25 protein-coding genes are annotated in these 24,412 nt (G+C 56.9%); 19 read left to right on the top strand and 6 right to left on the bottom strand.

The features are described 5' to 3' along the window. The gene (tppA, locus tag G5229_RS08650) at positions 1-402 is read left to right on the top strand and encodes a type IVa pilus pseudopilin TppA (protein WP_100654567.1); all 402 of its coding nucleotides are present in this window, start codon (positions 1-3) and stop codon (positions 400-402) included. A gap of 3 nt (positions 403-405) precedes the next feature. Here tppA and G5229_RS08645 read toward each other — a convergent pair whose 3' ends face one another. Continuing rightward, on the bottom strand, positions 406-795 hold the full coding sequence (locus G5229_RS08645) for a type IV pilin protein (protein WP_100654566.1): 390 nt from the start codon (positions 793-795) through the stop codon (positions 406-408). Between the two features lie 95 nt (positions 796-890). On the opposite strand from G5229_RS08645, the gene G5229_RS08640 reads away from it, so the two are divergent. The 8 genes from G5229_RS08640 (at position 891) to luxS (ending at position 8,503) form a co-directional block, all read left to right on the top strand. Beyond that, positions 891-1,442 carry a GspH/FimT family pseudopilin gene (locus G5229_RS08640; RefSeq protein ID WP_421208961.1) on the top strand — a complete coding sequence of 184 codons (552 nt, stop codon included), beginning with the start codon at positions 891-893 and terminating at the stop codon, positions 1,440-1,442. 20 nt (positions 1,443-1,462) lie between these two features. Then, positions 1,463-2,050 (top strand): PilW family protein, encoded by a 588-nt coding sequence (locus tag G5229_RS08635; protein WP_216954532.1) that lies wholly within the window; start codon positions 1,463-1,465, stop codon positions 2,048-2,050. A gap of 4 nt (positions 2,051-2,054) precedes the next feature. Further along, positions 2,055-3,161, top strand: a complete 1,107-nt coding sequence (locus G5229_RS08630; RefSeq protein WP_421208960.1) for a PilX N-terminal domain-containing pilus assembly protein — start codon at positions 2,055-2,057, stop codon at positions 3,159-3,161. An 8-nt stretch (positions 3,162-3,169) separates the two neighbouring features. After that, a complete protein-coding gene (locus G5229_RS08625) occupies positions 3,170-5,278 on the top strand; it encodes a type IV pilus modification PilV family protein (RefSeq protein WP_421208959.1) in 2,109 nt (702 codons plus the stop codon). A 73-nt stretch (positions 5,279-5,351) separates the two neighbouring features. Then, positions 5,352-6,974 (top strand): NAD+ synthase, encoded by a 1,623-nt coding sequence (locus tag G5229_RS08620; protein WP_421202917.1) that lies wholly within the window; start codon positions 5,352-5,354, stop codon positions 6,972-6,974. 9 nt (positions 6,975-6,983) lie between these two features. Continuing rightward, complete coding sequence (glnB, locus tag G5229_RS08615) at positions 6,984-7,322, top strand: nitrogen regulatory protein P-II (RefSeq protein ID WP_005308848.1); 339 nt, start codon at positions 6,984-6,986, stop codon at positions 7,320-7,322. A gap of 50 nt (positions 7,323-7,372) precedes the next feature. Further along, entirely contained in the window at positions 7,373-7,975 is a 603-nt protein-coding gene (locus G5229_RS08610) for a lipoprotein (protein ID WP_041233948.1), read from the top strand. Between the two features lie 18 nt (positions 7,976-7,993). After that, complete coding sequence (gene luxS / locus G5229_RS08605) at positions 7,994-8,503, top strand: S-ribosylhomocysteine lyase (protein ID WP_033135492.1); 510 nt, start codon at positions 7,994-7,996, stop codon at positions 8,501-8,503. Between the two features lie 324 nt (positions 8,504-8,827). Here luxS and G5229_RS08600 read toward each other — a convergent pair whose 3' ends face one another. Further along, positions 8,828-9,445 carry a type II secretion system protein gene (locus G5229_RS08600; protein WP_421172251.1) on the bottom strand — a complete coding sequence of 206 codons (618 nt, stop codon included), beginning with the start codon at positions 9,443-9,445 and terminating at the stop codon, positions 8,828-8,830. 41 nt (positions 9,446-9,486) lie between these two features. Between G5229_RS08600 and G5229_RS08595 the strand changes: the two genes are divergently transcribed. The 7 genes from G5229_RS08595 (at position 9,487) to deoD (ending at position 16,708) form a co-directional block, all read left to right on the top strand. Further along, complete coding sequence (locus tag G5229_RS08595) at positions 9,487-10,260, top strand: TatD family hydrolase (RefSeq protein WP_042053355.1); 774 nt, start codon at positions 9,487-9,489, stop codon at positions 10,258-10,260. Positions 10,261-10,482: 222 nt separating this feature from the next. Then, positions 10,483-11,757, top strand: coding sequence for a NupC/NupG family nucleoside CNT transporter (locus G5229_RS08590; RefSeq protein WP_005340466.1), 1,275 nt, complete (start codon positions 10,483-10,485; stop codon positions 11,755-11,757). Between the two features lie 125 nt (positions 11,758-11,882). Then, positions 11,883-12,053, top strand: coding sequence for a XapX domain-containing protein (locus tag G5229_RS08585; RefSeq protein ID WP_005340467.1), 171 nt, complete (start codon positions 11,883-11,885; stop codon positions 12,051-12,053). Positions 12,054-12,477: 424 nt separating this feature from the next. Next, a complete protein-coding gene (deoC, locus tag G5229_RS08580) occupies positions 12,478-13,251 on the top strand; it encodes a deoxyribose-phosphate aldolase (RefSeq protein ID WP_005340468.1) in 774 nt (257 codons plus the stop codon). A gap of 109 nt (positions 13,252-13,360) precedes the next feature. After that, on the top strand, positions 13,361-14,692 hold the full coding sequence (gene deoA / locus G5229_RS08575) for a thymidine phosphorylase (RefSeq protein ID WP_421208958.1): 1,332 nt from the start codon (positions 13,361-13,363) through the stop codon (positions 14,690-14,692). 14 nt (positions 14,693-14,706) lie between these two features. Next, positions 14,707-15,915: a phosphopentomutase gene (locus G5229_RS08570; RefSeq protein ID WP_021230981.1), complete on the top strand. Its 1,209-nt coding sequence runs from the start codon at positions 14,707-14,709 to the stop codon at positions 15,913-15,915. Positions 15,916-15,991: 76 nt separating this feature from the next. Beyond that, positions 15,992-16,708, top strand: a complete 717-nt coding sequence (deoD, locus tag G5229_RS08565) for a purine-nucleoside phosphorylase (RefSeq protein ID WP_040096807.1) — start codon at positions 15,992-15,994, stop codon at positions 16,706-16,708. 60 nt (positions 16,709-16,768) lie between these two features. On the opposite strand, the gene G5229_RS08560 is transcribed toward deoD, so the two are convergent. Continuing rightward, the gene (locus G5229_RS08560; protein ID WP_266134757.1) at positions 16,769-17,404 is read right to left on the bottom strand and encodes an AhpA/YtjB family protein; all 636 of its coding nucleotides are present in this window, start codon (positions 17,402-17,404) and stop codon (positions 16,769-16,771) included. 119 nt (positions 17,405-17,523) lie between these two features. Here G5229_RS08560 and serB point away from each other — a divergent pair, with 119 nt between their 5' ends. Both serB and G5229_RS08550 read left to right on the top strand, forming a co-directional pair. Then, positions 17,524-18,534: a phosphoserine phosphatase SerB gene (serB, locus tag G5229_RS08555; protein WP_216952868.1), complete on the top strand. Its 1,011-nt coding sequence runs from the start codon at positions 17,524-17,526 to the stop codon at positions 18,532-18,534. A gap of 28 nt (positions 18,535-18,562) precedes the next feature. Further along, entirely contained in the window at positions 18,563-19,468 is a 906-nt protein-coding gene (locus G5229_RS08550) for an alpha/beta fold hydrolase (protein ID WP_216980100.1), read from the top strand. Between the two features lie 38 nt (positions 19,469-19,506). Here G5229_RS08550 and G5229_RS08545 read toward each other — a convergent pair whose 3' ends face one another. After that, positions 19,507-21,888, bottom strand: coding sequence for a PilZ domain-containing protein (locus tag G5229_RS08545; RefSeq protein ID WP_421206094.1), 2,382 nt, complete (start codon positions 21,886-21,888; stop codon positions 19,507-19,509). A 100-nt stretch (positions 21,889-21,988) separates the two neighbouring features. On the opposite strand from G5229_RS08545, the gene radA reads away from it, so the two are divergent. After that, positions 21,989-23,356 carry a DNA repair protein RadA gene (radA, locus tag G5229_RS08540; RefSeq protein WP_421208957.1) on the top strand — a complete coding sequence of 456 codons (1,368 nt, stop codon included), beginning with the start codon at positions 21,989-21,991 and terminating at the stop codon, positions 23,354-23,356. 56 nt (positions 23,357-23,412) lie between these two features. Here radA and G5229_RS08535 read toward each other — a convergent pair whose 3' ends face one another. Then, positions 23,413-23,793, bottom strand: a complete 381-nt coding sequence (locus G5229_RS08535) for a PilZ domain-containing protein (protein WP_216952871.1) — start codon at positions 23,791-23,793, stop codon at positions 23,413-23,415. A gap of 101 nt (positions 23,794-23,894) precedes the next feature. Further along, complete coding sequence (gene rsd / locus G5229_RS08530; protein ID WP_216952872.1) at positions 23,895-24,377, bottom strand: sigma D regulator; 483 nt, start codon at positions 24,375-24,377, stop codon at positions 23,895-23,897. Positions 24,378-24,412 lie beyond the last annotated feature (35 nt).

Below are 24,412 nucleotides of genomic sequence, written 5' to 3'. Positions count from 1 at the left end.
ATGGAACGTGGTTTTACCCTGATTGAGTTGATGATAGTGGTCGCAGTGGTCGCCATTCTGGCCGCGATCGCGTATCCCAGTTACAACAACTACATGGCGGCTGCCAAGCGGGCCGAAGCCAAGGCAGTGTTGCTGGAAGCGGCGCAATATCTGGAGCGGGAGTTTACTGCCAATGGCAATTACGACGCCGGTAACCTAGCCTCTGCCGGCTTGGCGACCCTGCCGAGGGATGGGGGGGCTGCGTATTACAATGTAGCGCTCAATGCCAGTGGGGCCCGTTATACCCTGACCGCCATTCCGACAGGTGTGATGAATGGCGATCCCTGTGGATTGTTGACTCTCGATCAGAGCGGACTGCAGGGGGTATCACGAGCCACCATGACAGCCACCGAATGCTGGTAGCGTTCAGTTCCAGCACTCGGCAGGCGTCTTGATGTCGGCCTTGTTGATAGTCAGGGTATCACAGGCCGTATTGCCGGCCTTGTCGCCGACCTGGGCCCCCTTGCTGGTGGCCACTAGTGTGTAGGCGGTGGCGCTGGCGCCAGAAATGCTAAAGGTGTAGTAATCGCTGGTTGGGTTGCCCACACTGGCTATCGCACTGCTGTAACTGGCATTGGAGATGCGAAATTCTTCTTGTTTGAGCTGCATGGTCAGCAAGCCCTTGATGGCATCGGCTCGACGAGATTTACGCAGACCGTCAGTAAAGCTCGGGTAGGCGACAGCGGCAATGATGGCAACGATGGCAACGACCACCATCAATTCCAGCAGGGTGATTCCGGATTGTTTGATTCTCATGGGCGCGGCAGGGTTCGTTAAACAGATAGATACTATAGGATAGTACTGACATCATACTCTACTGGCATGTGCGAAAAGAAAGGAGTCTTTAGCCAATGGAATTCGCAGAGGGGCGCTCAGCCGGTTTTACCATGATTGAATTGATGATCGCCATGGCTCTGGTCGCCCTGCTGCTAACCGTAGCCATCCCCAGTTATCAGTCATTGCGCCAGGAGCAGATGGTCAAGGCGGCTACCCAAGCCGTTTACACGGATATCATGCTGCTCAAGTCTGAGGCTATCAAACGTAATAAGCCGATAATCTTCAAGATATTCAATGCGGGGCAGGCCAATTGGTGCTATCGCATCGTTCTTGATTCGGCATGTAATAGCTGCTCGGATTCATGTTCTGTTATTGAAGGTCGCAAGGGCGTTGATGCCAGCGAGTTTAACGGCATTACTCTGACGACAAACTATGAATTATCCGGTTCTGAAAATGCTCTTGAAATCAATAACCGTAGAGGCTCATTCAAAGATCTTCACGGCAGTGGCGGTTTGGGCAATGGTTCTATTTGTCTGAAGAACGGGACCTCTGAGCACAGGGTTATTATTGCCACAAATGGGCGAGTGAGAACCGAGCCAGTCACGGGGAGCTCTCCATGCGATTAGGTCTGGCACGAGGCTTTAACATCGTCGAGTTAATGGTGGCCATGGTCGCAGGTCTGTTTTTGGTCGCAGCCGTAACATCCTTGTTCGCCACTATTCTCAAGGCCAATCAAACATCGATGCAGGTAAGTCGTCTAAATCAGGAGCTGCAAAGTATCACGGACATGATTGCCCGTGATGTACAGCGAACTGGTTACGATCAGGGAGCTACTGTGTTTCTCAATGCTGCATCAGGCTCCAGATCCCCCTTCTATTTTGATACTGGCAGCGACCTGATGAATGAGACGATCACTGGTTCCAAGATTTATCGCTGTATCCGGCTGAAATACGATGATGATAACAATGGAACCCTCGGTGCCAATGAGATCTTTATTTACAGCTACGACAGTACCGACAAAGGGGTGCAGCTCGGTACCAGTTGCAGCACGGGGAATTTACTCAGTACCGATGACACCATTGAGGTGACTGACCTCACTTTTTCGCTGCTTGGAAGCAGTGCGTCGGCTGGCGCGAGAACGGTGCGCTTGGCCATATCGGGTCAGTTAAAGGCAAATAGTGCACTTAAACTCACCTTGCAGCGTGATATCAAGCTGCGTAACGACGGGTATTGATGCCATGAAACGTTATCTTGGCTTTACCACATTCACTATTACGCTGCTGCTTATTGTGATCCTGCTTGGCATCTCTTTGCTGGTGGGCAAGCTGATGGTTGCTGACCGTCGTGTCAGTCTTAATGAAGTACAGTACCGGCAGGCGTTGGCACTGGCCGAGCTGGGTCTCTCGGATGGGGTCGGACGGCTTGCGCAGGATGCAGCTTGGCGCACCCCCAGTAGCGGTATATCTATCACTGTTTCGGCTGGCAATTATACCCTGTGGGCTCTGGATGAACCGACCGTGATTGTCGGTGGGGCGAACGTAGTTCCGGTTAAAGTGCGCACTATGGCAACCCTGGTGGACAGTACCGCCAATGCAGAGGTTGAGGTGAAGGCCATCAAGATAAGCGTGTTGGCCGGCACTCCCGCAGCCCCCCTGACAGTTGCCGGTGGTATGGCAGTATCCGGCAACTTCACTGTGGTGGCCAACCCTAACGGTGGGGGGCCAGGGGTTCCGTTATCTGTCTGGACGAATGGCAATGTGGATTTGACCAATGGTTCTGGTCAGACTTGCCACCAGGGAGACTACAGCGGCGGGTGTAGTACCTACATTAGCCAGAAGGGTGATAAGCAGTCGGACATCAAAGATAATGATACGGCATTCCCCACAGACCTGGTCTGGTATCTGTTTAACGAGAATGATGACGCTACGGGGTGGGCCAATCTGGAGTCACGAGCAGTACATCGGTTGAATAATTGCGACTCGCTCTCGACCGCCTCAAGCGGCCTGATTATCGTCGATGGAGACTGCAAACCGGGTGGGTCTATCGGCTCGGTTGCTGCGCCCGTGGTACTCATCGTTCGCAATGGCAATCTGATGGTCAATGGGAGCGCTACCCTCTATGGGCTGGTGTTTGCCTATTCATCCACGCCTGCTACGGCGACTACTGATATCAGCTTGAAGGGGGGGGCTATCGTCAACGGTGCCGTGGTGGCCAACTATCAACTGGGCAAAACGGCTAACGGCACCTTTGATGCCAAGTATGATCAGGCGGTGTTGAGCAATATCGAAAATGGAGCTGCGTTTCAGAGCATCAATCTGGTGCCTGGTAGCTGGCGCGACTGGTAGGAGCATGTATGAAACCGCACAAGGGATTTGGGCTGTTAGAGATTTTGATCACCCTGGTTCTGCTGGGAGTGGGGGTCGCAGGACTGGTGGCTATGTCTCGTTCGTTGCTCAATACCTCCCAGGATAGCCGCCGTTATGAGGTAGCCATGCGTCTGGCGGAGTCAAAACTGGATGCGTTTCGTACCTTCAATGGAGTGGTAAGCGCGGTTTCACCGTTTACTGCTTATAACAGTATCGCGGCAGGTTCCAGTTCGGCAACACCTCCTGATGGCGGTGGGACTTATGCCCTTAGTTGGAGCGTCAGTAATCAGTACTGGAATGGCTCTGGCTGGCAGACGGCTATCCCGGCGGGTTATTTGCATGCCTATCCTGGCCGAAAGGTGGTCAATGTCAATGTCAGTTGGAGCGACAGCGTCGGGCAGTCCCATTCCTTGTTGCTTTCCGGTGCGGTATCGCCTGTTGAGTCATTAACCCAGAATCAGTTTAACGGGGGGTTGGATACCAGTCGTGAGCCGCCCCATGTGGTTTATACCCCCGGGGTCGCGCCCGATGTCATTTCCATCCAGATTGACCAGGAAGGGCGCAAGCAAGAGACCAGCAAGCCATTGCCCACCGTGACCTCCAAGGATGGTTCTGTTGGCAAACTGGTGCAATTCGAGACTGTTACCTATAAGCCAGACAATGGTGGCAATACTCAACAGGTGCTGCAGGATCTGGCATCGGTCTCCTGTTCCTGCAGTTATGGCTCGAGTGTCAATGCCTACCTGCCCGGTAAGGCCATTTTGACCAGCAGCAACCTGTTGTACTGGAATGTGGGCTCCCAGGTTACCAAGCAGACCGGGGTACTCAACAGCAGTGTCAGAGATCAACCGAGTCTCTGCACCAGTTGCTGCAAGGATCATTTCGATGGCAGCGGCAGCAGTTTCGAACAGTTTTACGCTCCACTCAATACCAGTCGACTGCGTTACAACAGTGGCCTCTCATCGGTCAATAGTGGCGATTATGTGGATGCCTGCCGCTTTGTCAGACTTGATGGTTACTATCGCCCGCTGCCTGACTGGAACCTGATCAAAGTTGTCGTGACCAGCGCTGATTTTCTTGCCAAGCCCGCAAACCAGACCAGCTATCAGAACTACATCAAGTACGTAGTTACTACCTACATCACCTGGCAGAAAAACACCCTCAACTGGACCGCAAACCCCACGGCCACGCCGCCGACGATCACCGAATTTGCGGATTGGTTGCCTGCCAATGCTGCGACAGGGGGAGATACCAGCACCAAGATCACCATGAATACGGGGACCGCCCAGTTGATTGCTAGAGGTATCTACGTGGATCTGCTCTCGCCGGACAGTCTCTCGAAGCTCGATCTGACCTCTCAGGATCTGTTGGCCAAGGTTCCGTTTCAGGATATCAATCTGACCATGCTGGCGGAGTGGAGCTTGGTGCCATTGAGTGGCCAGTTGACTGGCAGTGCCTCTGACTATGTCGGTGTGACCAACGAGCCTGTCAAGACAGTCGTTGATCTTGGCAGCTATTATTTTGGTAGCTACAGCCGTGGTTATTTGTCCGCCAAGAAGAGCACCAAGGATGCATCCAACGTGTTGCAAAGTGCATCGATCAAGGTGACGGCCTACCAAGGTAACTCGGGGATCACAGCTTCACTTATCTCACCGGTAGATCGAAGTGAGGCCAAGGTCGCCACCATGCCTATCTCGATCGATACCAGCTCCCAGACTGTGCCAACTCTCACGGTATCGGGACGGATCGAGTGTCTTGAGCAGGGGAATGGCAACAATACTGCGCCAGTATCTTGCAGCAAAAATACCTTCGGTGGCTTGAATGTCAGTACCACAACTACGGGGGCTACTTGCCGTATTGATAAACCCCAGGCTAACAACCAGCCGGCTACCTATGTCTGTACGGCAGCGCAAAATAGTAGCTTGGTGGTGAACTTCTCCTACAGTGCACAGGGAAATAAAACTTACTTGTTGAAACCAGCTTCCCTCAGCATCGCCATGACGCCACCCGCCAACGGTCAGGTGATTAGTGGTCCTTGTGCCCTGCTGGTGGATAATGGTGTAACCAATGCGGCCAATCTAAGTTGTACCCCTTGAATCCGGGGCGCTGGCACAGCCAGCGCCTTTTCTTTATCATTCCCCATCATTTTCGAATACAAGATGCATCGCCATGGCAAAAGCCCTCTCTCTGATGCTTGCCCAGTTGAATCTGACGGTAGGCGCCATCGAAGATAACACTGACAAAGTGCTCGCTGCGGCGGCTCAGGCCGAGCAGCAAGGTGCCGATCTGCTGGTCTGCTCCGAGCTGGCCCTGACCGGTTATCCACCGGAAGATCTGCTGCTGCGCGCCGATCTGATGATGCGGGTCGATGCCGCGCTGGCTCGCATTGCCGAATGGCAGGGCAACTGCGCCATTTTGGTCGGGCATCCCTGGCGTGAAGGTGAGGCTCTTTATAACGCAGCCTCCCTCTATGAGCGAGGCAAGTTGATTGCCCGTTACTTCAAGCAGGACCTGCCCAACTACGGGGTATTCGACGAGAAGCGCTACTTCACCGCCGCGGCCGAGACTTGTGTGGTTCCCTTCCGTGGTCACAATCTGGGTCTACTCATCTGCGAAGACCTGTGGCAGCCTGGCCCGGCGCTGGCCGCCAAGGCTGCGGGGGCCGAGCTGCTGCTCACCATCAACGCCTCGCCCTATGATCAGGAAAAACCCTGGATCCGCCGCGAGCTGATGGCCGAGCGCTGCGATCAGACCGGTCTGCCGCTGGTCTACCTCAATCAGGTCTGCGGTCAGGACGAGCTGATTTTCGACGGCTGCTCCAAGGTGTTCAGCAGCCAGGGCGAGTTGACTCACAAGCTGGCCCCGTTTGCCGAAGAGCTGGCGCTGGTACGTTTTGCCGATGGCCAGCCAGTGAAGGCGCGGGAACCCGCTGCACCGCTGGAGCCGTTGGCCGAGACCTATAAGGCGTTGGTGCTGGCAGTGCGCGACTACGTTACCAAAAACGGCTTCCACGGCGCTGTGCTGGGCCTATCCGGCGGCATCGACTCGGCGCTGACGTTGGCCATCGCGGCCGATGCCATCGGGGCCGACAAGGTGCAAGCGGTGATGATGCCGTTCCGCTACACCGCCCAGATGAGTGTGGAAGATGCCAAGGAGCAGGCTGAGCGGATGGGGGTTGAGTTCAACATCATCTCCATCGAGCCGATGTTCGAAGGATTTATGACCCAGCTGGCGCCGTTGTTTGAAGGTACCGCTCGCGATACGACCGAAGAGAATCTGCAGGCCCGCTGCCGCGGCGTGCTGCTGATGGCGCTCTCCAACAAACGTCGTCGTATCGTGCTGACCACTGGCAACAAGAGTGAAATGGCTGTTGGCTATGCCACGCTGTACGGTGACATGGCTGGCGGTTTTGACGTGCTGAAAGATGTGCCCAAGACGCTGGTCTTCAAGTTGTGCGAATATCGCAACTCGGTCGACTATGTGATCCCGCAGCGGGTTATCGACCGCCCCCCTTCAGCAGAGTTGGCGCCGGATCAGGTGGATCAGGACAGTCTGCCGCCATACGACATCCTCGATGCCATCCTCAAGCGTTATGTGGAAGAGGATGCGTCCGTGGCCGACATGGTGGCCGAGGGCTTCGAGGAAGCGGTGGTGCGCAAGGTGATCCGCCTGGTGGATCTCAACGAATACAAGCGCCGTCAGGCGGCGGTCGGGCCCCGCATTACGGCTCGCAACTTTGGTAAGGATCGCCGTTACCCCATTACATCCGGGTTCGGCAAACAGAACTGGTAAGGAGTCACCATGAAGAAGATTGAAGCCATCATCAAACCGTTCAAGCTGGACGATGTGCGCGAGGCCCTAGCCGAGATCGGCATCAACGGTATGACCGTATCCGAAGTCAAAGGCTTCGGCCGCCAGAAGGGCCATACCGAGCTCTATCGCGGCGCCGAATATATGGTCGACTTCCTGCCGAAAGTGAAGGTGGAGCTGGTGGTGCAGGACGAGGATCTCGATGCCTGTCTGGAAGCGATCCAGAACACCGCCCGTACCGGCAAGATTGGTGATGGCAAGATCTTCGTCTGCGAGGTGGAGCGTGTCATTCGTATCCGTACCGGCGAAGAGAACGAAGACGCTATCTGATGTCGTTTTTGCCTCGTTATGTTCAGGAGAGCAAATCAAGTTCTGCTCTGATGTCCCGAAAGCGCATCGTGGCGGTGGCAGGCCTGCTGGCAGTACTCACTGCGTGCAGTACCCGCCCGCCGGCTCAGCCGGAAAACCTGTGCCAGATCTTTCGCGAGAAGCCGGAGTGGCACAAGGCCGCGCTCAAGATGAACGAGAAGTGGGGGACGCCGATCCATGTGGTGATGGCCATGATGTATCAGGAGTCCTCGTACGTACATGATGCTCAGCCGCCGATGCAGTATTTCCTCTTCATCCCGACCGGGCGGGCCAGTTCGGCTTATGGTTATGCTCAGGTCAAAGATGAAACTTGGGCGGATTACCAGCGGGAAACCGGCAACAGCTGGAGTGACCGCGATGATTTTGCCGACGCCATCGATTTTATGGGTTGGTACACTAACAAAGCCCAGCGGCTCAATGGCACCTCCAAGTGGGATGCCTATGGCCAGTACCTCAACTATCACGAAGGGTGGGGTGGCTACCGGCGTGGCAGCTATCGCAGCAAGGGGTGGTTGATGAAGACCTCTCGCAAGGTGGAAGCTCGCGCCCAGCGCTACGGCGCCCAGTACCGTCAATGCAAGGATCAGCTCTCCCGTGGGGGCTGGTTCTGGTAACCAAATCAGGAGTCAGAAATGCCGTTATTGGACAGTTTTACCGTTGACCACACCCGTATGGAAGCGCCAGCGGTGCGTGTGGCCAAGACCATGCAGACCCCGAACAAGGACACCATTACCGTGTTCGACCTGCGTTTCTGCGTGCCGAACCAGGAGATCCTCTCCGAGCGCGGCATCCACACCCTCGAGCACCTGTTTGCCGGCTTCATGCGTGATCACCTGAACGGCAACGGCGTGGAGATCATCGATATCTCCCCCATGGGTTGCCGTACCGGCTTCTACATGAGCCTGATCGGCGCACCAGACGAAGCCCGGGTTGGCGCCGCCTGGCAGGCCGCCATGAGCGACGTGCTGACCGTGCAGGAGCAGGGCAAGATCCCCGAGCTGAACGAATACCAGTGCGGTACCTACAGCATGCACTCGCTGGAAGAGGCCCACGCCATCGCCCGTCATGTGCTGGAGCGCGGTATCGGCGTCAACCACAACGACGAGCTGGCTCTGCCGGAAGAGAAACTGAAGAGCCTTTGAGGCGGATGAGCTATCGCTCATCTGATAACCTCTTCAGGGAATCTTAAAAGAGCCGGTCAGCCATGCTGACCGGCTCTTTCTATCTCGACCGACCGCAAAAATGGGGATGGCTTGCTCCCCTTGTCGACTCTGATTAGGATGGTTTTTGACCTGAACCTGTTGGCGGAGGTGTGATGATGAAAGGGGTATTGCTGCGTTGGCTGGCCCGTTACGATGCGTGGTGCGAGGAGTGGGGGCTCACTCAGGAGAACCGGCGCTGCTGCACACCGGTTCGTTATAATGAGGACTCAAGCAAAGAGCGAGCTTGCGCAGAAGAGGCTGAGCTCAATCAAAATTGCGGGTCACGGCACCGGTAACACTGTTGTACTCGAAGCCGAGGCCGTTGGGGTGATCCGGGAAGCGGCCGATAGAATCACGCAGGATATAGCGGCAGTTGTGATGCTCTAACCCTCCGATCTCAGTTTGGTCATCTGCAATAATAAGTTCGGAACTATAGTCAGTTTCAGTGTTGTTATTGTCTAAGTCAGGAACAGTCTGCTCTGTATCAAGTAATCCAGTGAAGAGTAGCTTGCAGTCATCTTCGTTGTTAACAGAGATCTGGTTTTCGTTAGAGCCAGGTGGAAATGTTGTATCTGGCGCTTGGTTATAGTCCTCTTTCGTGCCTACAGGCCAACCATAGCGATTAATATCAAGATCGCCTTTGCCAAAGCTACTCAAGTTGTAGAGCCCGATAGACTCCCCCTTCACTTTCACCGACCAGCCGGCATTTGCCAGTTGAACTGCACTGGCAAAGCTGCCAGCAGTCGCCGAGACCGTGCTTTTCAGGGCATCATCCTTGATATTGATAAAGCGTGGCAGGGCGGTGACGGCCAGGATCCCCAGCACTATGATCACCAACACCAGTTCAATCAGGGTAAAGCCGTTGTTTCTGTTGTTCATCATGTTCAATGACCCATTAAATACCGCAAACAGGTGTGAGTGATATGCAGCTGATAGATACCCATTGCCATCTCGACTTTCCGGTGTTCGACCAAGACAGGGAGGCGCTGCTGGCCCGTTGTCGGGCATTAGGGGTGACGGAGTATATCATTCCTGCCATCGCAGAGGATAACTGGACTCGTGTGATGGCACTGGCAGATCAGCATGACGGCCTCTTTTATGGTCTGGGCATTCATCCCTGGTATGCCGGTGAGCAGCGTGAGGGGGTGATGGAACGGCTGCGAGCGCTGGTGATGAGCCAACCTGCTAGGCTGGTGGCTATCGGTGAGTGTGGGCTGGACCTCCGTTCTCACGTGCCGCAGGAGGGGCAGCTTGCGCTGTTTGAGGCTCAGATCCGGCTGGCTGCAGATGCCGGGCTCCCCCTGATGATCCACTCGGTGCGCGCCAATGACACTGTGGCCAAGCTGTTGCGCCGCTTCAAGCCGCCTCGTGGTGGGGTGATCCATGCTTTCAGCGGTTCGTTGCAGCAGGCGGAGGCTTTCTGGCAACTGGGCTTTCGACTCGGGGTGGGCGGGGTAATCAGTTTTGAACGGGCGAACAAGACGCGAGAGGTATTTCGGGCTATGCCGCTCGAGGCCCTGGTGCTGGAAACCGATTCGCCAGATATGCCGTTGCAAGGCGTACAAGGCTCCCGAAATACACCGGAAGCTCTGCCGAAAATAGCGGAAATATTGATGACATTGCGGGATGAACCATCGGCAGATGTTGCCAAGGTGTTATTTGAAACTGCCCAACATATTTTCCATCACGACCAATAGCCATGAAACAAATTCGCAACACCTGATTGAGTTGTCAGGAAAAAAAATGAGCGTAAAAATCGTTTGCTGTCTAATTTTGTGACACTTGGACATTTTGATAACGATAAAATGTGACCAGCATTCTATTTTATCGGACTTTAATTAGTATAATGCGCTCCCCTTGATTAGTTGGGTTTAATAACAACTCGCTAACAAGCCAGGTGCTACTAGAGGAAGATAATAATGAATTTGTTCATGGGTCTGGTAGGGATGGCGACGCTCGTCCTTATCGCGGTGCTGTTCTCCAGCAATCGCAAGGCAATCAACGTTCGTACCGTTGTCGGTGCGTTCGCAATTCAAGCCGGTCTGGGGGCGTTTGTACTCTATGTTCCGGTTGGTCGCGATATCCTGGTCGGCGTATCCGACGCGGTATCCAGCGTGATCAGCTACGGCCAGAACGGGATCGACTTCCTGTTTGGCGGTCTGGTCAGCAACAAGATGTTTGAAGTGTTCGGTGGCGGCGGCTTTGTCTTTGCCTTCCGTGTTCTGCCGGTCATCATCTTCTTCTCTTCCCTGATAGCAGTGCTCTACTACCTGGGCATCATGCAGATGGTCATCAAGTTGCTGGGCGGCGGTCTGCAGAAAGTACTGGGTACTTCCCGCACCGAATCCCTCTCTGCAACCGCCAACATCTTCGTCGGTCAGACCGAAGCGCCGCTGGTGGTTCGTCCCTACATCGCCAAGATGACTGACTCCGAGCTGTTCGCCGTCATGTGTGGTGGTCTGGCTTCCGTTGCCGGTTCCGTACTGGCCGGTTACGCCTCCATGGGCGTGAAGATGGAGTACCTGATTGCTGCCTCCTTCATGGCTGCGCCGGGTGGTCTGCTGTTCGCCAAGCTGCTGGTTCCCGAGACCGAGACCCCGAACTACGACGAAAGCTCTGCTGATGCCGAGCTGGATGACAAGCCTGCCAACGTCATTGACGCTGCTGCTGCTGGCGCTTCTGCCGGTATGCAACTGGCCCTGAACGTCGGCGCGATGCTGCTGGCCTTCATCGGTCTGATCGCCATGATCAACGGCATCTTCTCCGGTGTGGGTGGCTGGTTCGGTTATCCGCAACTCTCTCTGGAACTGCTGCTGGGTTGGATCTTCTCCCCGCTGGCCTTCCTGATCGGTGTGCCCTGGAATGAAGCAGTGGTTGCTGGTTCCTTCATCGGTCAGAAGCTGGTAGTGAACGAGTTCGTGGCTTACCTGAACTTCGCTCCGTACCTGAAAGACGAAGTGCTGATCAACGGTGTGGCCATGTCCGATCACACCAAGGCGATCATCTCCTTCGCGCTGTGTGGTTTTGCCAACCTCTCCTCTGTTGCCATCCTGCTGGGTGGTCTGGGGTCCATGGCGCCGAACCGCCGCGGCACCATTGCACGCTTTGGTCTGAAAGCCGTACTGGCTGGCTCTCTGTCCAACCTGATGTCTGCCACTATCGCAGGCTTCTTCCTGGCACTGTCCGGCATGTAATCGCCGCCTGACTGACAGGGTATAAACACGAACGCCACGGCATCTGCCGTGGCGTTCGCGTATGGAGCGGTGACAACCGTTTTCCTATCTAAACTAATAATAAAATGAGTCAAATCGGAGGTTATATGAATGAAGTGCTACTGGCGATGGTGGCCGGCTTTATAGTTGGTTTGTTGTTTTCTTTCCTCAAATTGCCGATCCCGGCGCCTCCCGTTTTGTCCGGGGTAATGGGGATCGTCGGGGTCTATCTGGGGGGATTGGCCTACTCATGGATCCTGACCCGTTTCTTTTCGTAAGGCTTTTTTAGACCTGGATTTGTCAGATGTGAGGTACCTCTGAAATTGGCAAATCCGGCTTGCAAACAGGGGGTATCTCGGCTGAAATAGGCGTTGCCAGCAGGGTGCTGGCAATGACTAATACTCGATGAAATCGGGTGTTGGCGGTCAAATGGAATTGATTGGGAAGTCGGGTCAGATGTTGTCGGCCTTTCTCAAGTCTTCATGGAACCAAGTCCGCACTTTTGTAAGAAAGTGACAGGGCTCTTGCCTTATTTACAGTCGCAGTGCCTGCAGGGTGTTTTGAATAGCATCCCGATAGTGCCGGTGCCTTCGCACTGTAATTCCATTCCCGTATAGCTGGGGATTACTGCCTGTGCATCCATCGCTGGATGGTATGGTGGTGCCCGGTTATCTGGATTAAATCGAGACTTTGGAGAACAGAATGACTGATCTGAAAGTGGCCGCTCAGCGCGCTCTGAACCTGATGGACCTGACCACCTTGAACGATGACGACACCGATCAGAAGGTGATCGACCTGTGCCATAAGGCCAAGTCACCGGCTGGCCTGACCGCCGCCGTCTGCATCTACCCCCGTTTTATCCCTATCGCTCGCAAGACCCTGCGTGAGATCGGCGCTGCCGACGTACGCATTGCGACCGTGACCAACTTCCCGCACGGCAACGACGACATCGAGATCGCCGTGGCCGAGACCCGTGCCGCGGTCGCCTACGGTGCCGACGAAGTGGACGTAGTGTTCCCGTACCGCGCCTTCATGGCTGGTAATGAACAGATCGGTTTTGATCTGGTCAAAGCCTGTAAAGAGGCCTGCGGTGCCAACGTGCTGCTGAAAGTGATCATCGAAACCGGCGAGCTGAAAGAAGAGGCGCTGATCCGTCGCGCTTCCGAAATCTGTATCGATGCCGGTGCCGACTTCATCAAGACCTCCACCGGCAAGGTGCCGGTCAATGCGACCCCAGAAGCGGCACGCATCATGATGGAAGTGATCAAGGCCAAGAATCCGAAAGTCGGCTTCAAGCCTGCCGGTGGCGTGAAAGATGCCGCCGTTGCCGGTCAGTATCTGGCCATGGCCGAAGAGATCCTCGGCAACGACTGGGTATCTGCCCGTACCTTCCGCTTTGGTGCATCCAGCCTGCTGGCCAGTCTGCTGGCCACTCTGGGGCATGGCGACAAGCCGGCCAACACCAGCGGTTACTAATAGGTTGATGAGAGGGCGGACTGCTGTCCGCCCTGTTAGCCCCCACCATGCGGTGTGCGGGCAAGGATTCAGGCTTGTGTAACGCCAGCAATGGCGGAGGGAATGAAAGATGTTTTTGCCTCAAGAAATTATTCGCAAGAAGCGCAACGGTGAAGCGCTCAGTACCCAAGAAATTCAATTCTTCGTCCAGGGCATTACCAATAACACCATCGGCGAGGGGCAGATCGCTGCACTGGCGATGGCGGTCTACTTCAAAGACATGACCATGGATGAGCGGGTCGCCCTGACCTGCGCCATGCGCGACTCCGGCATGGTGCTAACCTGGGATCACCTCAATCTGGGTGGCCCGATTGTCGACAAACACTCCACCGGCGGTGTGGGTGATGTGGTCTCTCTGATGCTTGGCCCGATGGTCGCTGCCTGTGGCGGTTTCGTGCCGATGATCTCCGGTCGTGGTCTGGGCCATACCGGCGGTACCCTCGACAAGCTGGATGCCATTCCCGGCTACCAGACCTCGGTCGACAACGACCGTTTCCTGAAAGTGGTGAAAGAGGCGGGGGTCGCCATCATCGGCCAGACCGGCGATCTGGCCCCCGCTGACAAGCGTATCTATGCAGTACGTGACATTACTGCAACCGTCGAATCCATCGCCATGATCACCGGCTCCATCCTCTCCAAGAAGCTCGCCTCCGGGCTCGAAGCGCTGGTGATGGATGTGAAAGTGGGCTCCGGCGCCTTTATGCCAACCTTCGAAGCCTCCGAAGAGCTGGCCAAGAGCATTGTGGCCGTGGCCAACGGTGCCGGTTGCCGCACCTCTGCGCTCTTGACCGATATGAACCAGGTGCTGGCCTCCAGCGCCGGTAACGCGGTGGAAGTACGTGAAGCGGTGCGTTACCTGACAGGTGAATACCGCAACCCGCGGATCCACGAAGTGACCATGGCGCTGTGCGCCGAGATGCTGATCTCCGCCGGTCTTGCCAGCGGCGAGCGCGATGCCCGCACCAAGCTGCAGGCGGTGCTGGATAACGGCAAGGCAGCCGAGATCTTCGGTCGCATGGTGACTGGTCTCGGTGGCCCGGCCGATTTTATGGAGCGTTATGACGCTTACCTGCCCAAGGCTGCCATCGTGCGCCCGGTCTTCGCGGCCAACAGCGGTTTCGTGACCGCCATGGATACACGCGAGCTGGGTCTGGCCGTGGTGGCGATGGGCGGTGGTCGCCGCGCTGCCGGTGACAAACTTGATTATGCGGTCGGTCTGACCGACTTTATCCGCCTGGGTCAAAGTGTTGATGCTGACAAGCCGATCGCGATGATCCACGCTCAGACTGAAGAGCAATATGCTCAGGCTGCCAGCATGGTGCAGGCGGCTGTCCGGATTGGTGGCGAGCGGCCGGAAGCACTGCCTGAAGTGTACCGCCGTATCACCCTGGCCGATTTGTAACAAGGGGAAGACCCATGAAACGTACCTTTATTCTGATGATGGACTCTTTCGGTATTGGCGCTGCTGCCGATGCCGACAAGTTCGGAGATGTGGGCGCCAACACCCTTGGCCATATCGCCAAGGCGTGTGCGGCAGGTGAAATTGAAGGCCGTGGTGCCCTCAATCTACCCAACCTCAACAAGCTGGGTCTGGGCCACGCTTGCGAGCAGGCTTCCGGCTACTTCCCGGAAGGGCTGAAGAAAGATATCGAGGTGGTCGGTGCCTACGGCTTTGCGCAGGAGCTCTCCTCCGGCAAGGACACCCCGTCCGGTCACTGGGAGATCGCCGGCGTGCCCGTGCTGTTCGAGTGGGGCTACTTCAAGGATCACCACAACAGCTTCCCGCAGGAGCTGCTGGACGCCATCGTCGAGAAGGCTGGTCTGCCAGGTTATCTCGGCAACTGCCACGCCTCCGGTACCCAGGTGCTTGATGATCTGGGCGAAGAGCACATGAAGACCGGCAAGCCGATCCTCTACACCTCCGCCGACTCGGTGTTCCAGATTGCCTGCCACGAAGAGACCTACGGCCTCGAGAAGCTCTATGAGCTGTGCCACATCGTTCGCGAGCTGCTGGAGCCCTACAACATCGGCCGCGTGATTGCGCGTCCGTTCGTGGGCACTGGCAAGGGCAACTTCAAGCGTACCGGCAACCGCCACGACTACTCAGTGCTGCCGCCGGCGCCGACCGTGCTGGATTACATGAAAGATGCGGGTGGCCAGGTTGTCTCCATCGGCAAGATTGCCGACATCTATGCCCAGCAGGGCATCACCAAGCAGGTGAAAGGGACCGGTCTGACCGAGCTGTGGGATCGCACGCTGGAAGAGGTGAAAGCGGCCGGTGACAACACCATCGTCTTCACCAACTTCGTCGACTTCGACTCCTCCTACGGCCACCGCCGTGATGTTGCCGGTTATGCCGGTGCGCTGGAGTATTTCGATTCCCGCCTGCCGGAGCTGTTTGAGCTGCTGCAAGATGGCGACGTGGTGGTGCTGACTGCCGACCACGGCTGTGACCCGACCTGGGGTGGTACCGACCACACCCGCGAATACATTCCGGTGCTGTTCTTCGGCAAGCCGGTCAAGGCTGGCTCTGTCGGTCGTCGCGAGACCTTTGCCGATATCGGCCAGAGCATCGCGGCTTACCACGGCCTGCCGAAACTGGCGTACGGTACCAGCTTCCTGTAATTTACCCGCCCGCCACTTCGGCGGCGGGCAATTTATAAAACAATAAAACTCAACCTAGTGTGAAGGAATCAAGAGAATGGCAACTCCTCATATCAATGCGAAAGATGGCGCCTTTGCTGATACCGTGCTGATGCCGGGCGACCCCCTGCGCGCCAAGTACATCGCTGAAACTTTCCTGGAGAACGTCGAGCAGATCTGCGACGTGCGCAACATGTTCGGCTTTACCGGTACCTACAAGGGCCGTCGTATCTCCGTAATGGGCCACGGCATGGGTATCCCCTCCTGCTCCATCTACGCAAAAGAGCTGATCACCGATTACGGTGTGAAGACCCTGATCCGTGTGGGCTCCTGTGGTGCCGTGCGTGAAGACGTGAAACTGCGTGACGTGGTGATCGGTATGGGTGCCTGCACCGACTCCAAAGTAAACCGTCTGCGCTTCAAGGATCACGACTTCGCTGCCATCGCTGACTTCGACCTGGTTGCCAATGCCGTGCAGGCCGCCAAGAACAAGGGCGTTGCCGTGCGCGTCGGTAACATCTTCTCCGCCGACCTGTTCTACACCCCGGACCCCTCCATGTTCGACGTCATGGAAAAATACGGCATCCTGGGTGTCGAGATGGAAGCCGCCGGTATCTACGGCGTGGCCGCAGAGTACGGTGCCAAGGCGCTGACCATCTGCACCGTCTCCGACCATATCCGTACCGGTGAGCAGACCACCTCTGAAGAGCGTCAGCTGACCTTCAACGATATGATCGAAATCGCGCTGGATTCCGTCCTGTTGGGCGACAACTAATCCCGCAGCCTCTGGAACCATGCAAAAACGGCGACCTCTGGTCGCCGTTTCTTTATCCGTTTACTGCGCCGCATCATTGTTGGTTGGCGGCGGGGAGGGTGGAGGACTTCGTTTTTTGTGCTTGCGCACTCGCATATAGTTGCGACGAATGCCATAGGAGATAAGCAGACCTGCCAGCAGCGCAATCAGCAATATCAGCCGCTGTTTCTCCTGAATCGTTTTGAGTCTGGTGTCCTTGTCCGCCAGCATCTGCTGCTCTTCCAGGGTGATGCGCAGGTAGCCCAGTGTCTGATCGCCATCCAGGACCTCCTGTACGAACTGGATCCGCCCCTTGCCTTGTTCCGGCATCGATTTGTTATTGTCACCGATGGGTAGCAGGCTCTCCAGCGGTACGGCCTGTTCCGACTGGGCGAGGGGAATGCCGCGTCCATCATAGAGTGTGACATCGAGGATCTCCGGCTCGGTCGCCAGATCCCGGGCCAGCCGTTCCAGCTCACTGCTGTTCTCCTCCTTGAGCCAGCGCTTCATGTCGCGGGCAGCATAGGCGACCAGTGCCTGGGCGCGGTTGCGTGCTTCGGTGTGCAGCGCAGCCTGGCTCTCTCCCTGCATATGAAGGAGAACAACCAGTACCCAGCAGCCGAGCAGCAGGCCGGCTACCAGACTGAGTACACGTTTGATGGGAAGATGACGCTGCAAGCGCGAGACCTCATGCTGACAATGAGTGCCGGATCTTGGCGCTTGCCTGCGCAAAAAGCAATACGCTACTCTGGGTCAGCATTGTTAACCCCCTGATCACCAAGGAAGGCGTATCTCTTATGTTGTTGTCCCGGCTCCCCCCTCTGTTATCCGATTGGCCTGCGTTGTTGTCCGGCTCACCCTGTTGGCAGCTCAACGCCGATGCGTTGCAACCGACAGAGACCCCGCAGGCGGGCGGCTGGTTGGTACTGTTTGGCAAGGGGCTGGGCGCCTCCCATCTGACGCATCTGTCACCACTGTTGGCTGCGCAGGGGCTGGTGGCCACCCTCTATCCTCCCACCGAGGTGACGGAGGTGCCGCTGCTGCTGCTTGGCTGCGATCGCTTCTCTTCCGAGTTGGTGGCCGAGCTCAAGAGCGGTGAGTGGGAGATCGATCTCTGCCACCTGCCGGCACTACCCACCCTGAGCGAACCCGGCCTGTTGGTGATGGACATGGATTCCACCGCGATCCGTATCGAGTGCATCGACGAGATCGCGCGGCTGGCGGGGGTCGGCGATCAGGTGGCGGCGGTAACAGCTGCTGCCATGCAGGGCAAACTGGAGTTCTCCGACAGTCTGCGCAACCGGGTGGCCCTGCTGGCTGGAGCGCCGGTCACCATTCTCGACGAGGTGGCCGCCAACATGCCGTGGATGCCCGGCTTGCAACTGATGGTCGATACCCTCAAAGAGGCTGGCTGGAAGGTGGCCATCGCCTCCGGCGGTTTTACCCGTTTTGCCGGCGAGTTGCAGCAGGCGCTGGGGCTCGATGCTATCTTCGCCAACGAGCTGGCGGTGGAAGGGGGTCAGCTGACTGGCAAGGTGAGCGGGCGCATCGTTGATGCCAGCGTCAAGGCCGAGGTGTTACAGCAGCTTGCTCAGGAGTACGGCATTGCTGCCGCCCAGACCGTGGCCATCGGCGATGGTGCTAACGATCTCAAGATGATGGGCGTGGCAGGTCTTGGGATTGCTATTCATGCCAAGCCGCTGGTGCGGGCGCAGGCTGCGGCCACCCTCAATCATCACGATCTGGAGGGGGTGATCTGCCTGCTGGCGGCGCGGGCCTGCAGCGAACAACGCTGGGACAAGCGCTGACTGTGTTTCAAGGAGGAAACCAATAAAAATGGAATTGTTGCAGCAGTCTCTGTTTATCCCCTGTGGCGCCCATCAACTGCATGTTCGCCACATCAAACCCCGGGTCGCCGTGCATGGCGAGCCGATCCTGATGGTGCACGGCGCCATCGAGAACGGCCGCATCTTTTACACCGAATCGGGCAAGGGGCTGGCCTGTTTTTTGGCCCGCCACGGCTATCAGGTCTATGTGGCTGATTTGCGGGGACGGGGGCTCAGCACTCCGGCCATCGCCGAGCTGGCGGAGCACGGCCAGCACGAGCTAATCACCGAGGACTTGCCCGCCCTGCATCGCTGGATTGCCGAGTGCCATCATGGCTTCAAGGTGCACTGGGTGGCCCACTCCTGGGGCGGTGTCATCATGGCCTCGACCCTGGTGCGCTTCCCCGAGCTGGCGGATCAGGTGGCCAGTCTGCTGTTTTTTGGCACCAAGCGCGGTGTGTCGGTGCACAATCCCGAGCGCTGGCTGAAGGTGGATCTGATCTGGAATCGGCTGGCCCCCTGGCTGGCTCGCCGCCGTGGTTTTCTGGCGGCTCGTACTCTGAAGATCGGTGCTGACGACGAGCCGCTGCGCTATCTGCAGGAGACCATCCCCTGGGTCAAGTGTGGCCCCTGGCGGGATCCTCACGACGGTTTTGCCTATGACGAGGGGGCGGCACGGGTCAACTGGCCGCCACTCTGGATGATCTCTGCCAGAGCCGACAAGGTATTGGGCCATCCGACCGATGTGCGCCGTTTCAGCGACGAGATAGGCTCGGCTGCTCGTCACACCCGCCTGGGGCGTGATAATGGCAACCGGCTTGACTATGACCACATCAATATGCTGACCGCCCCGCAGGCGCAGGAGGATCACTTTCCCCGGATCCTGGAATGGCTGCTCAATCCGCAGGCAGCATGACAAAAAACAGGGCACATAGTGCGCCCGTGTCGATGGGATCAGCGGGGCGGCTGCGTGATGCCGAACCGGAACAGAGTTGCCTGGGTGGTGTCGGTCAGCTCGCCAACCCCCACGACACTCCACAACTCCTCTTCCAGCCGCTTTGCCTTGTGAATGGCGAACTTGGCGATGTAGTCCAGCTCATTGGCAATGAAGTTGGTGTCGGGGCGTCCGGTGCGGGAGATGCCGACCAGCACCGAGTAGAATTCTCCCTGCTGCAGTGCCAGCTCGATGAACTGGCGCTTCTCTTTTAGGTTGCTAAAGCTGCTGGCGAGGCGGCTGGTGAAGATGGGGAGGCCCGCCTTGGTCTGGATGCTGGCAATATAGACCTCATCTTCACGCGGTTTGTCCTCCCGCTCGATGGCTCGCAACGGATTCATCAGCAGCTCCTTGAACAACTCCCCCTGAAACAGCGGATAGAGGTTCTCCTGCTCAGGTTGCTCGGCACAGGCGGTTAACAGTTGTTGCAGGCTGCGTGGAGTGAGTGACTTGCCGATGGCGGCTGGCTTGGGGGCACCCTTCAGTTTGTTGATATAGACCGGTGAGTTGAACAGGTGGTGGGTGTAAATATTGCGCAGGGCTCGCGCCAGTCCGCGATAACGGCGCTGCTCCTGCGCCGCCTTGAGCTTGTTCTGGTTGCTCTCGATCAGCAGGCTGAAGAACTGACGACCGGTATGACGATCGGAATCCCCGTCGATACAGAGGTGCAGCACGGTGCGAGTCATGTTGAGACTAACCAGCCGGTAGGAGAGATGCTGCAGATCCATGCTCTTGGATAACTCCTGCAGACGGGGCAGGGCGATGGTCACCACATCGTTTTTCTCGCCGATAAAGGCATCTTCCAGCTCGACCTGCAGGCCATGGGCAGAAATATCTCGGGTCCAGCCAAGCCATGACTTGCCATTGTGATGGATGGCAACGGCTGTTTTGTGGATATAGCGCAGCTCCTTGCGCAACTGGACATAGTGCAGGGATTCAATCTCGAAGGGGGCAACGCCCAGCTCGTGACCAAAACGTTGCAATTCATTGGCATTATTGCCCAGCTCGCCCTCCGGGCGGAACTCCTCCCGTTGGGACTCCAGACTGATCTCCTGCAGCAGGCCGCAATACCCAATCAGTTTGAGACGTTCGAGTAACAGAATATCCTGCAGTTGCGAATTTTCGACCCCCTGCAACTGCCCTACATCTGCCTCCAGCGATTCACACGCCTCCAGTGAAAACTTGTAGACACGCCAGCTGGGACGTCGGGAGCCCACCTGGAAGAAGAGGGCGGTGAGACCACTCTGGCGCAGCTCTTCAGCAGTGGCAGAGAAGAAATAGATATGGCTGCGTACCGTGTGGGTGAAGCAGTAGATGAGGGTTTCGGTCGTGGTGCCGGGAGCAGGGCAGAGGCGTTTCATCCGTTTTGCTGAGAAGAGTCCCGCCAGGGCATCGCGGTTTTTCTCGTCGCGCCAATACTCCAGCAGGTGCTGGTTGTTCTCGGTGCGCAGTGCTATCTCGAGTGAGGGACAATCTCCTGTGCTGAAGAAGAGCGGCATGCCGGTCATCCGTGGCAGGTAGAACTGCTCATATCCCTTGATGATGGCGGCGGAGAGCAGATAGTCGACGCTGACCCGATAGCGGATCTTGTTGGCTTCGATAAAGTCGCTGAGGAAGGCATCGAAGGCGGGCTGCTCACCGGAGCGTACCAGCCTCAGCCAATACTTCCCTTCCTTGCTCTCTTCACCGAGGATCTGGTAACCGACCGGCTGATGCAGCACCGGATTGGGGTGATCCCGCTCTAGCCCGGTAAAGAAGACCTCGACCTGAGCGCCGGTCTGGTAATTGGGCAAATAGGGGACCGAGACTCTCATGCCGCCGAGGGAAAGATCGGAACTTTTGGCGAACAACTTCTCCCCGTCATGAAGTTTGATGAGCAAGGGCGAGCTAAAGTGCATCCGCTCTTGTCGTCGCCCGTAGTAACTGGCAAAGACGATGGTGTTGACGTCGTATTGCCGGAAGGGGCTGACAGGGGGTTGCAGCAGGCCATCCACCCGGGCGTGGTGATGGTTCTTTTGCCATTGTTGCAGCGCTTCGTAAACGCCAAGGGTATAGGCGTCACGGTAGAGATAGCACTGGGACTGAAACAGTCCGATGGCCTCGGCCGGCATAAAGTGGGTGATACCGTCGAACTCGTGCACCAGGCACTCGTCCTCCAGTTCATCGCGCATGTCGATAACCCTGCGGCAAGGGGAGCATTTGCGATTGAGCTCCATCTTGATCAGAAAACGGCCGTTACTGTTTTCGTCCTGGGTCAGACGGTTGAAGATCTCTTCGAAATCTTTCTCCCGCAGCAGGGGTACAAGTTGTTCAATCAGATGTTGTTGGTGTACTGAATCCATGTGTTCCTGCCACGGAAAGTCACTTTTCCGATTCTGGGTTTGATCTGTCGGTCGCAAACAAGTATATCAAGCAGGAATTCATCCTGTCCCCGAGTTATCAATGGCTAAAAATAAAACTGCTTATGTTTGTTCCGAATGTGGTGCCGACTTCACACGCTGGCAAGGTCAATGCAGCGAGTGCAAGGAGTGGAATGCCATCACCGAGGTACGCCTTGGCTCCGTCACTCCCGCAGGCAAGAGTGCCCGTTACACCGGTTATGCCGGCGCGGTCGGCAGTCAGGTACAGACACTGGCAGAGATCGCCACCACCGAAATCCCCCGTTTTACTTCCGGTTTCAAGGAGTTGGATCGGGTGCTTGGTGGCGGTGTGGTGCCCGGCTCGGCGATTCTGATCGGTGGTAACCCGGGGGCGGGTAAATCGACCCTGCTGCTGCAGACCATGTGTGGTCTGGCAGAGCGGATGAAAACTCTCTATGTCACCGGTGAGGAGTCGCTCCAGCAGGTGGCAATGCGGGCCAACCGCCTTGGTTTGCCTACCGACAAGCTACGGATGCTCTCCGAGACCAGCGTTGAGCAGATCTGCCTGATTGCCCAGCAGGAGCAGCCGCAGATCATGGTGATCGACTCCATTCAGGTGATGCATGTGGCGGATGTCCAATCTTCTCCCGGTTCGGTCTCACAGGTGCGTGAGGCAGCAGCGTTACTGACCCGTTACGCCAAGCAGAACCATGTGGCCATCTTCATGGTGGGTCATGTGACCAAGGATGGCAGTCTGGCTGGCCCCAAGGTACTGGAACACTGCATCGACTGCTCTGTGCTGCTTGACGGTGGCCATGACTCCCGTTTTCGGACTCTGCGCTCTCACAAGAACCGCTTCGGTGCGGTCAACGAGCTGGGGGTCTTTGCCATGACTGAACAGGGGATGCGCGAGGTGAGCAATCCCTCCGCCATCTTCCTCAGTCGGGGGCAGGAGCAGGCGCCCGGTTCCATCGTCATGGTGATCTGGGAGGGCACCCGGCCGCTGCTGGTGGAGTTGCAGGCGCTGGTGGATTACTCCCAGCTCTCCAACCCGCGTCGGGTAGCGGTGGGGATGGATCACAACCGGCTCGCCATGTTGCTGGCGGTGCTGCACCGTCACGGTGGGCTGCAGATGGCGGATCAGGATGTCTTCATCAACGTGGTTGGCGGGGTCAAGGTCGAGGAGACCAGTGCGGATCTGGCGCTGCTACTGGCGATGGTCTCCAGTTTCCGGGATCAGGCGCTGCCCAAGGATCTGGTGGTGTTTGGCGAAGTGGGGCTCTCAGGGGAGATCCGTCCTGTCCCCTCTGGTCAGGAGCGGCTGCAGGAAGCGGCCAAACACGGTTTTCGTCGTGCCATCGTGCCGCACGCCAATGCCCCCAAGCATCCTATCGAGGGGATGGAAGTGGTGCCGGTCAAGAAGTTATCAGAGGCGCTCGAGGCGTTATAACCGTAGCAATAGAGGCTGAATGAACAGAAAAGAGCACCATGTCTGGCCGGGCGTCGTTACGACTGGTTGTGCTCCTGATGCTCGTTCAACAGCTGTTCCAGCTCCCGATGCAGCAGCTCTTCGTCACCTACGTTGAGCTCTATCATCCGCTTGAGGTGGGTGGCACTGTCGATGTCGATGTGGTGGCAGTAGAACCCCAGCTTCTTGCTGGCTTCATGGGTTAGCTCGACCTGCATCTTGATCTCGATGTCGCTGCCACTCAGGACAAAACTGAGCTGGTACTCCTTGTTGTCACGGCTCTCCCAATCATCCGGTCGGATTAACAGGGCGCCCTGCAGGGATATGTCGACAAGCTGAGTCTGCCACTTGTGCTCCCCCTGGGTGAGTTCGGCCGTGGTCAAATAGAGGATCCGTGCAAAACGGCGGCGCTCAGACATGCTCATCTCCTAGTTTGGAATCAGCTGGACACAGGGAATCATTGCTCTGAGTGTAATGCACCTTGGCTGCCAGTATCTTGAACTTGCTCCGAAAATAGCAATCAGGCTTGCTGGGCACTGAGGAACTCCACCACATGGAGTGCCTTGACCAGGCGATCTTCCTGTTTGAAGCGATCCTCCAGTACCGGGCCCAATTCGTTGAGGTCATCATCGAGCAGTAGCAGTTGGGCCTCGTCGGCATCACTGTATTTGTCGTTGAATTCGAGGGCAAACTCGGTAGTGGCACGAATATGGGGATAAATGCGCTTGGCCAGCTCCAGTGTTTCGCCGCTGGCTTGCTCGAAGGCGGTGACGACGTGGTGGTAGATCTCGAAATGGCCTGCACTGACATAGTCGACCAGGCGGTCGCAAAACTGATGCAGCTCTTCTGTTTTGGGCAGGCTGCGTTGCTTGGTCCGCGCCGGAGTGAGGCCTGCCAGCTGCATGTATCCAACCAGCAACGCTTGCCTTGCATCCAGCCAGTCGTCGATAGCCTTATGCTTGCCTGCCAGCGCCTGCTTGGTCTGTTCCAGTTTCGTCAACATAATCCCTATCCCTCCGTGGGGCAAAGGCTGGCCGA

The sequence above is a fragment of the Aeromonas sp. 602396 genome, assembly GCF_049173735.1.
Taxonomy (GTDB): Bacteria; Pseudomonadota; Gammaproteobacteria; order Enterobacterales; family Aeromonadaceae; genus Aeromonas; species Aeromonas veronii_A.
This window is presented reverse-complemented; position numbering and strand designations above follow the sequence as displayed.

What these genes read in the sequence shown, in the direction of transcription:
- tppA (WP_100654567.1), top strand. Translation starts at nt 1, where the DNA reads ATGGAACGTGGTTTTACCCTGATTGAGTTGATGATAGTGGTCGCAGTG.
- G5229_RS08645 (WP_100654566.1), bottom strand. Translation starts at nt 795, where the DNA reads ATGAGAATCAAACAATCCGGAATCACCCTGCTGGAATTGATGGTGGTC.
- G5229_RS08640 (WP_421208961.1), top strand. Translation starts at nt 891, where the DNA reads ATGGAATTCGCAGAGGGGCGCTCAGCCGGTTTTACCATGATTGAATTG.
- G5229_RS08630 (WP_421208960.1), top strand. Translation starts at nt 2,055, where the DNA reads ATGAAACGTTATCTTGGCTTTACCACATTCACTATTACGCTGCTGCTT.
- G5229_RS08625 (WP_421208959.1), top strand. Translation starts at nt 3,170, where the DNA reads ATGAAACCGCACAAGGGATTTGGGCTGTTAGAGATTTTGATCACCCTG.
- G5229_RS08620 (WP_421202917.1), top strand. Translation starts at nt 5,352, where the DNA reads ATGGCAAAAGCCCTCTCTCTGATGCTTGCCCAGTTGAATCTGACGGTA.
- glnB (WP_005308848.1), top strand. Translation starts at nt 6,984, where the DNA reads ATGAAGAAGATTGAAGCCATCATCAAACCGTTCAAGCTGGACGATGTG.
- G5229_RS08610 (WP_041233948.1), top strand. Translation starts at nt 7,373, where the DNA reads ATGTCCCGAAAGCGCATCGTGGCGGTGGCAGGCCTGCTGGCAGTACTC.
- luxS (WP_033135492.1), top strand. Translation starts at nt 7,994, where the DNA reads ATGCCGTTATTGGACAGTTTTACCGTTGACCACACCCGTATGGAAGCG.
- G5229_RS08600 (WP_421172251.1), bottom strand. Translation starts at nt 9,445, where the DNA reads ATGATGAACAACAGAAACAACGGCTTTACCCTGATTGAACTGGTGTTG.
- G5229_RS08595 (WP_042053355.1), top strand. Translation starts at nt 9,487, where the DNA reads ATGCAGCTGATAGATACCCATTGCCATCTCGACTTTCCGGTGTTCGAC.
- G5229_RS08590 (WP_005340466.1), top strand. Translation starts at nt 10,483, where the DNA reads ATGAATTTGTTCATGGGTCTGGTAGGGATGGCGACGCTCGTCCTTATC.
- G5229_RS08585 (WP_005340467.1), top strand. Translation starts at nt 11,883, where the DNA reads ATGAATGAAGTGCTACTGGCGATGGTGGCCGGCTTTATAGTTGGTTTG.
- deoC (WP_005340468.1), top strand. Translation starts at nt 12,478, where the DNA reads ATGACTGATCTGAAAGTGGCCGCTCAGCGCGCTCTGAACCTGATGGAC.
- deoA (WP_421208958.1), top strand. Translation starts at nt 13,361, where the DNA reads ATGTTTTTGCCTCAAGAAATTATTCGCAAGAAGCGCAACGGTGAAGCG.
- G5229_RS08570 (WP_021230981.1), top strand. Translation starts at nt 14,707, where the DNA reads ATGAAACGTACCTTTATTCTGATGATGGACTCTTTCGGTATTGGCGCT.
- deoD (WP_040096807.1), top strand. Translation starts at nt 15,992, where the DNA reads ATGGCAACTCCTCATATCAATGCGAAAGATGGCGCCTTTGCTGATACC.
- serB (WP_216952868.1), top strand. Translation starts at nt 17,524, where the DNA reads ATGTTGTTGTCCCGGCTCCCCCCTCTGTTATCCGATTGGCCTGCGTTG.
- G5229_RS08550 (WP_216980100.1), top strand. Translation starts at nt 18,563, where the DNA reads ATGGAATTGTTGCAGCAGTCTCTGTTTATCCCCTGTGGCGCCCATCAA.
- G5229_RS08545 (WP_421206094.1), bottom strand. Translation starts at nt 21,888, where the DNA reads ATGGATTCAGTACACCAACAACATCTGATTGAACAACTTGTACCCCTG.
- radA (WP_421208957.1), top strand. Translation starts at nt 21,989, where the DNA reads ATGGCTAAAAATAAAACTGCTTATGTTTGTTCCGAATGTGGTGCCGAC.
- G5229_RS08535 (WP_216952871.1), bottom strand. Translation starts at nt 23,793, where the DNA reads ATGTCTGAGCGCCGCCGTTTTGCACGGATCCTCTATTTGACCACGGCC.
- rsd (WP_216952872.1), bottom strand. Translation starts at nt 24,377, where the DNA reads ATGTTGACGAAACTGGAACAGACCAAGCAGGCGCTGGCAGGCAAGCAT.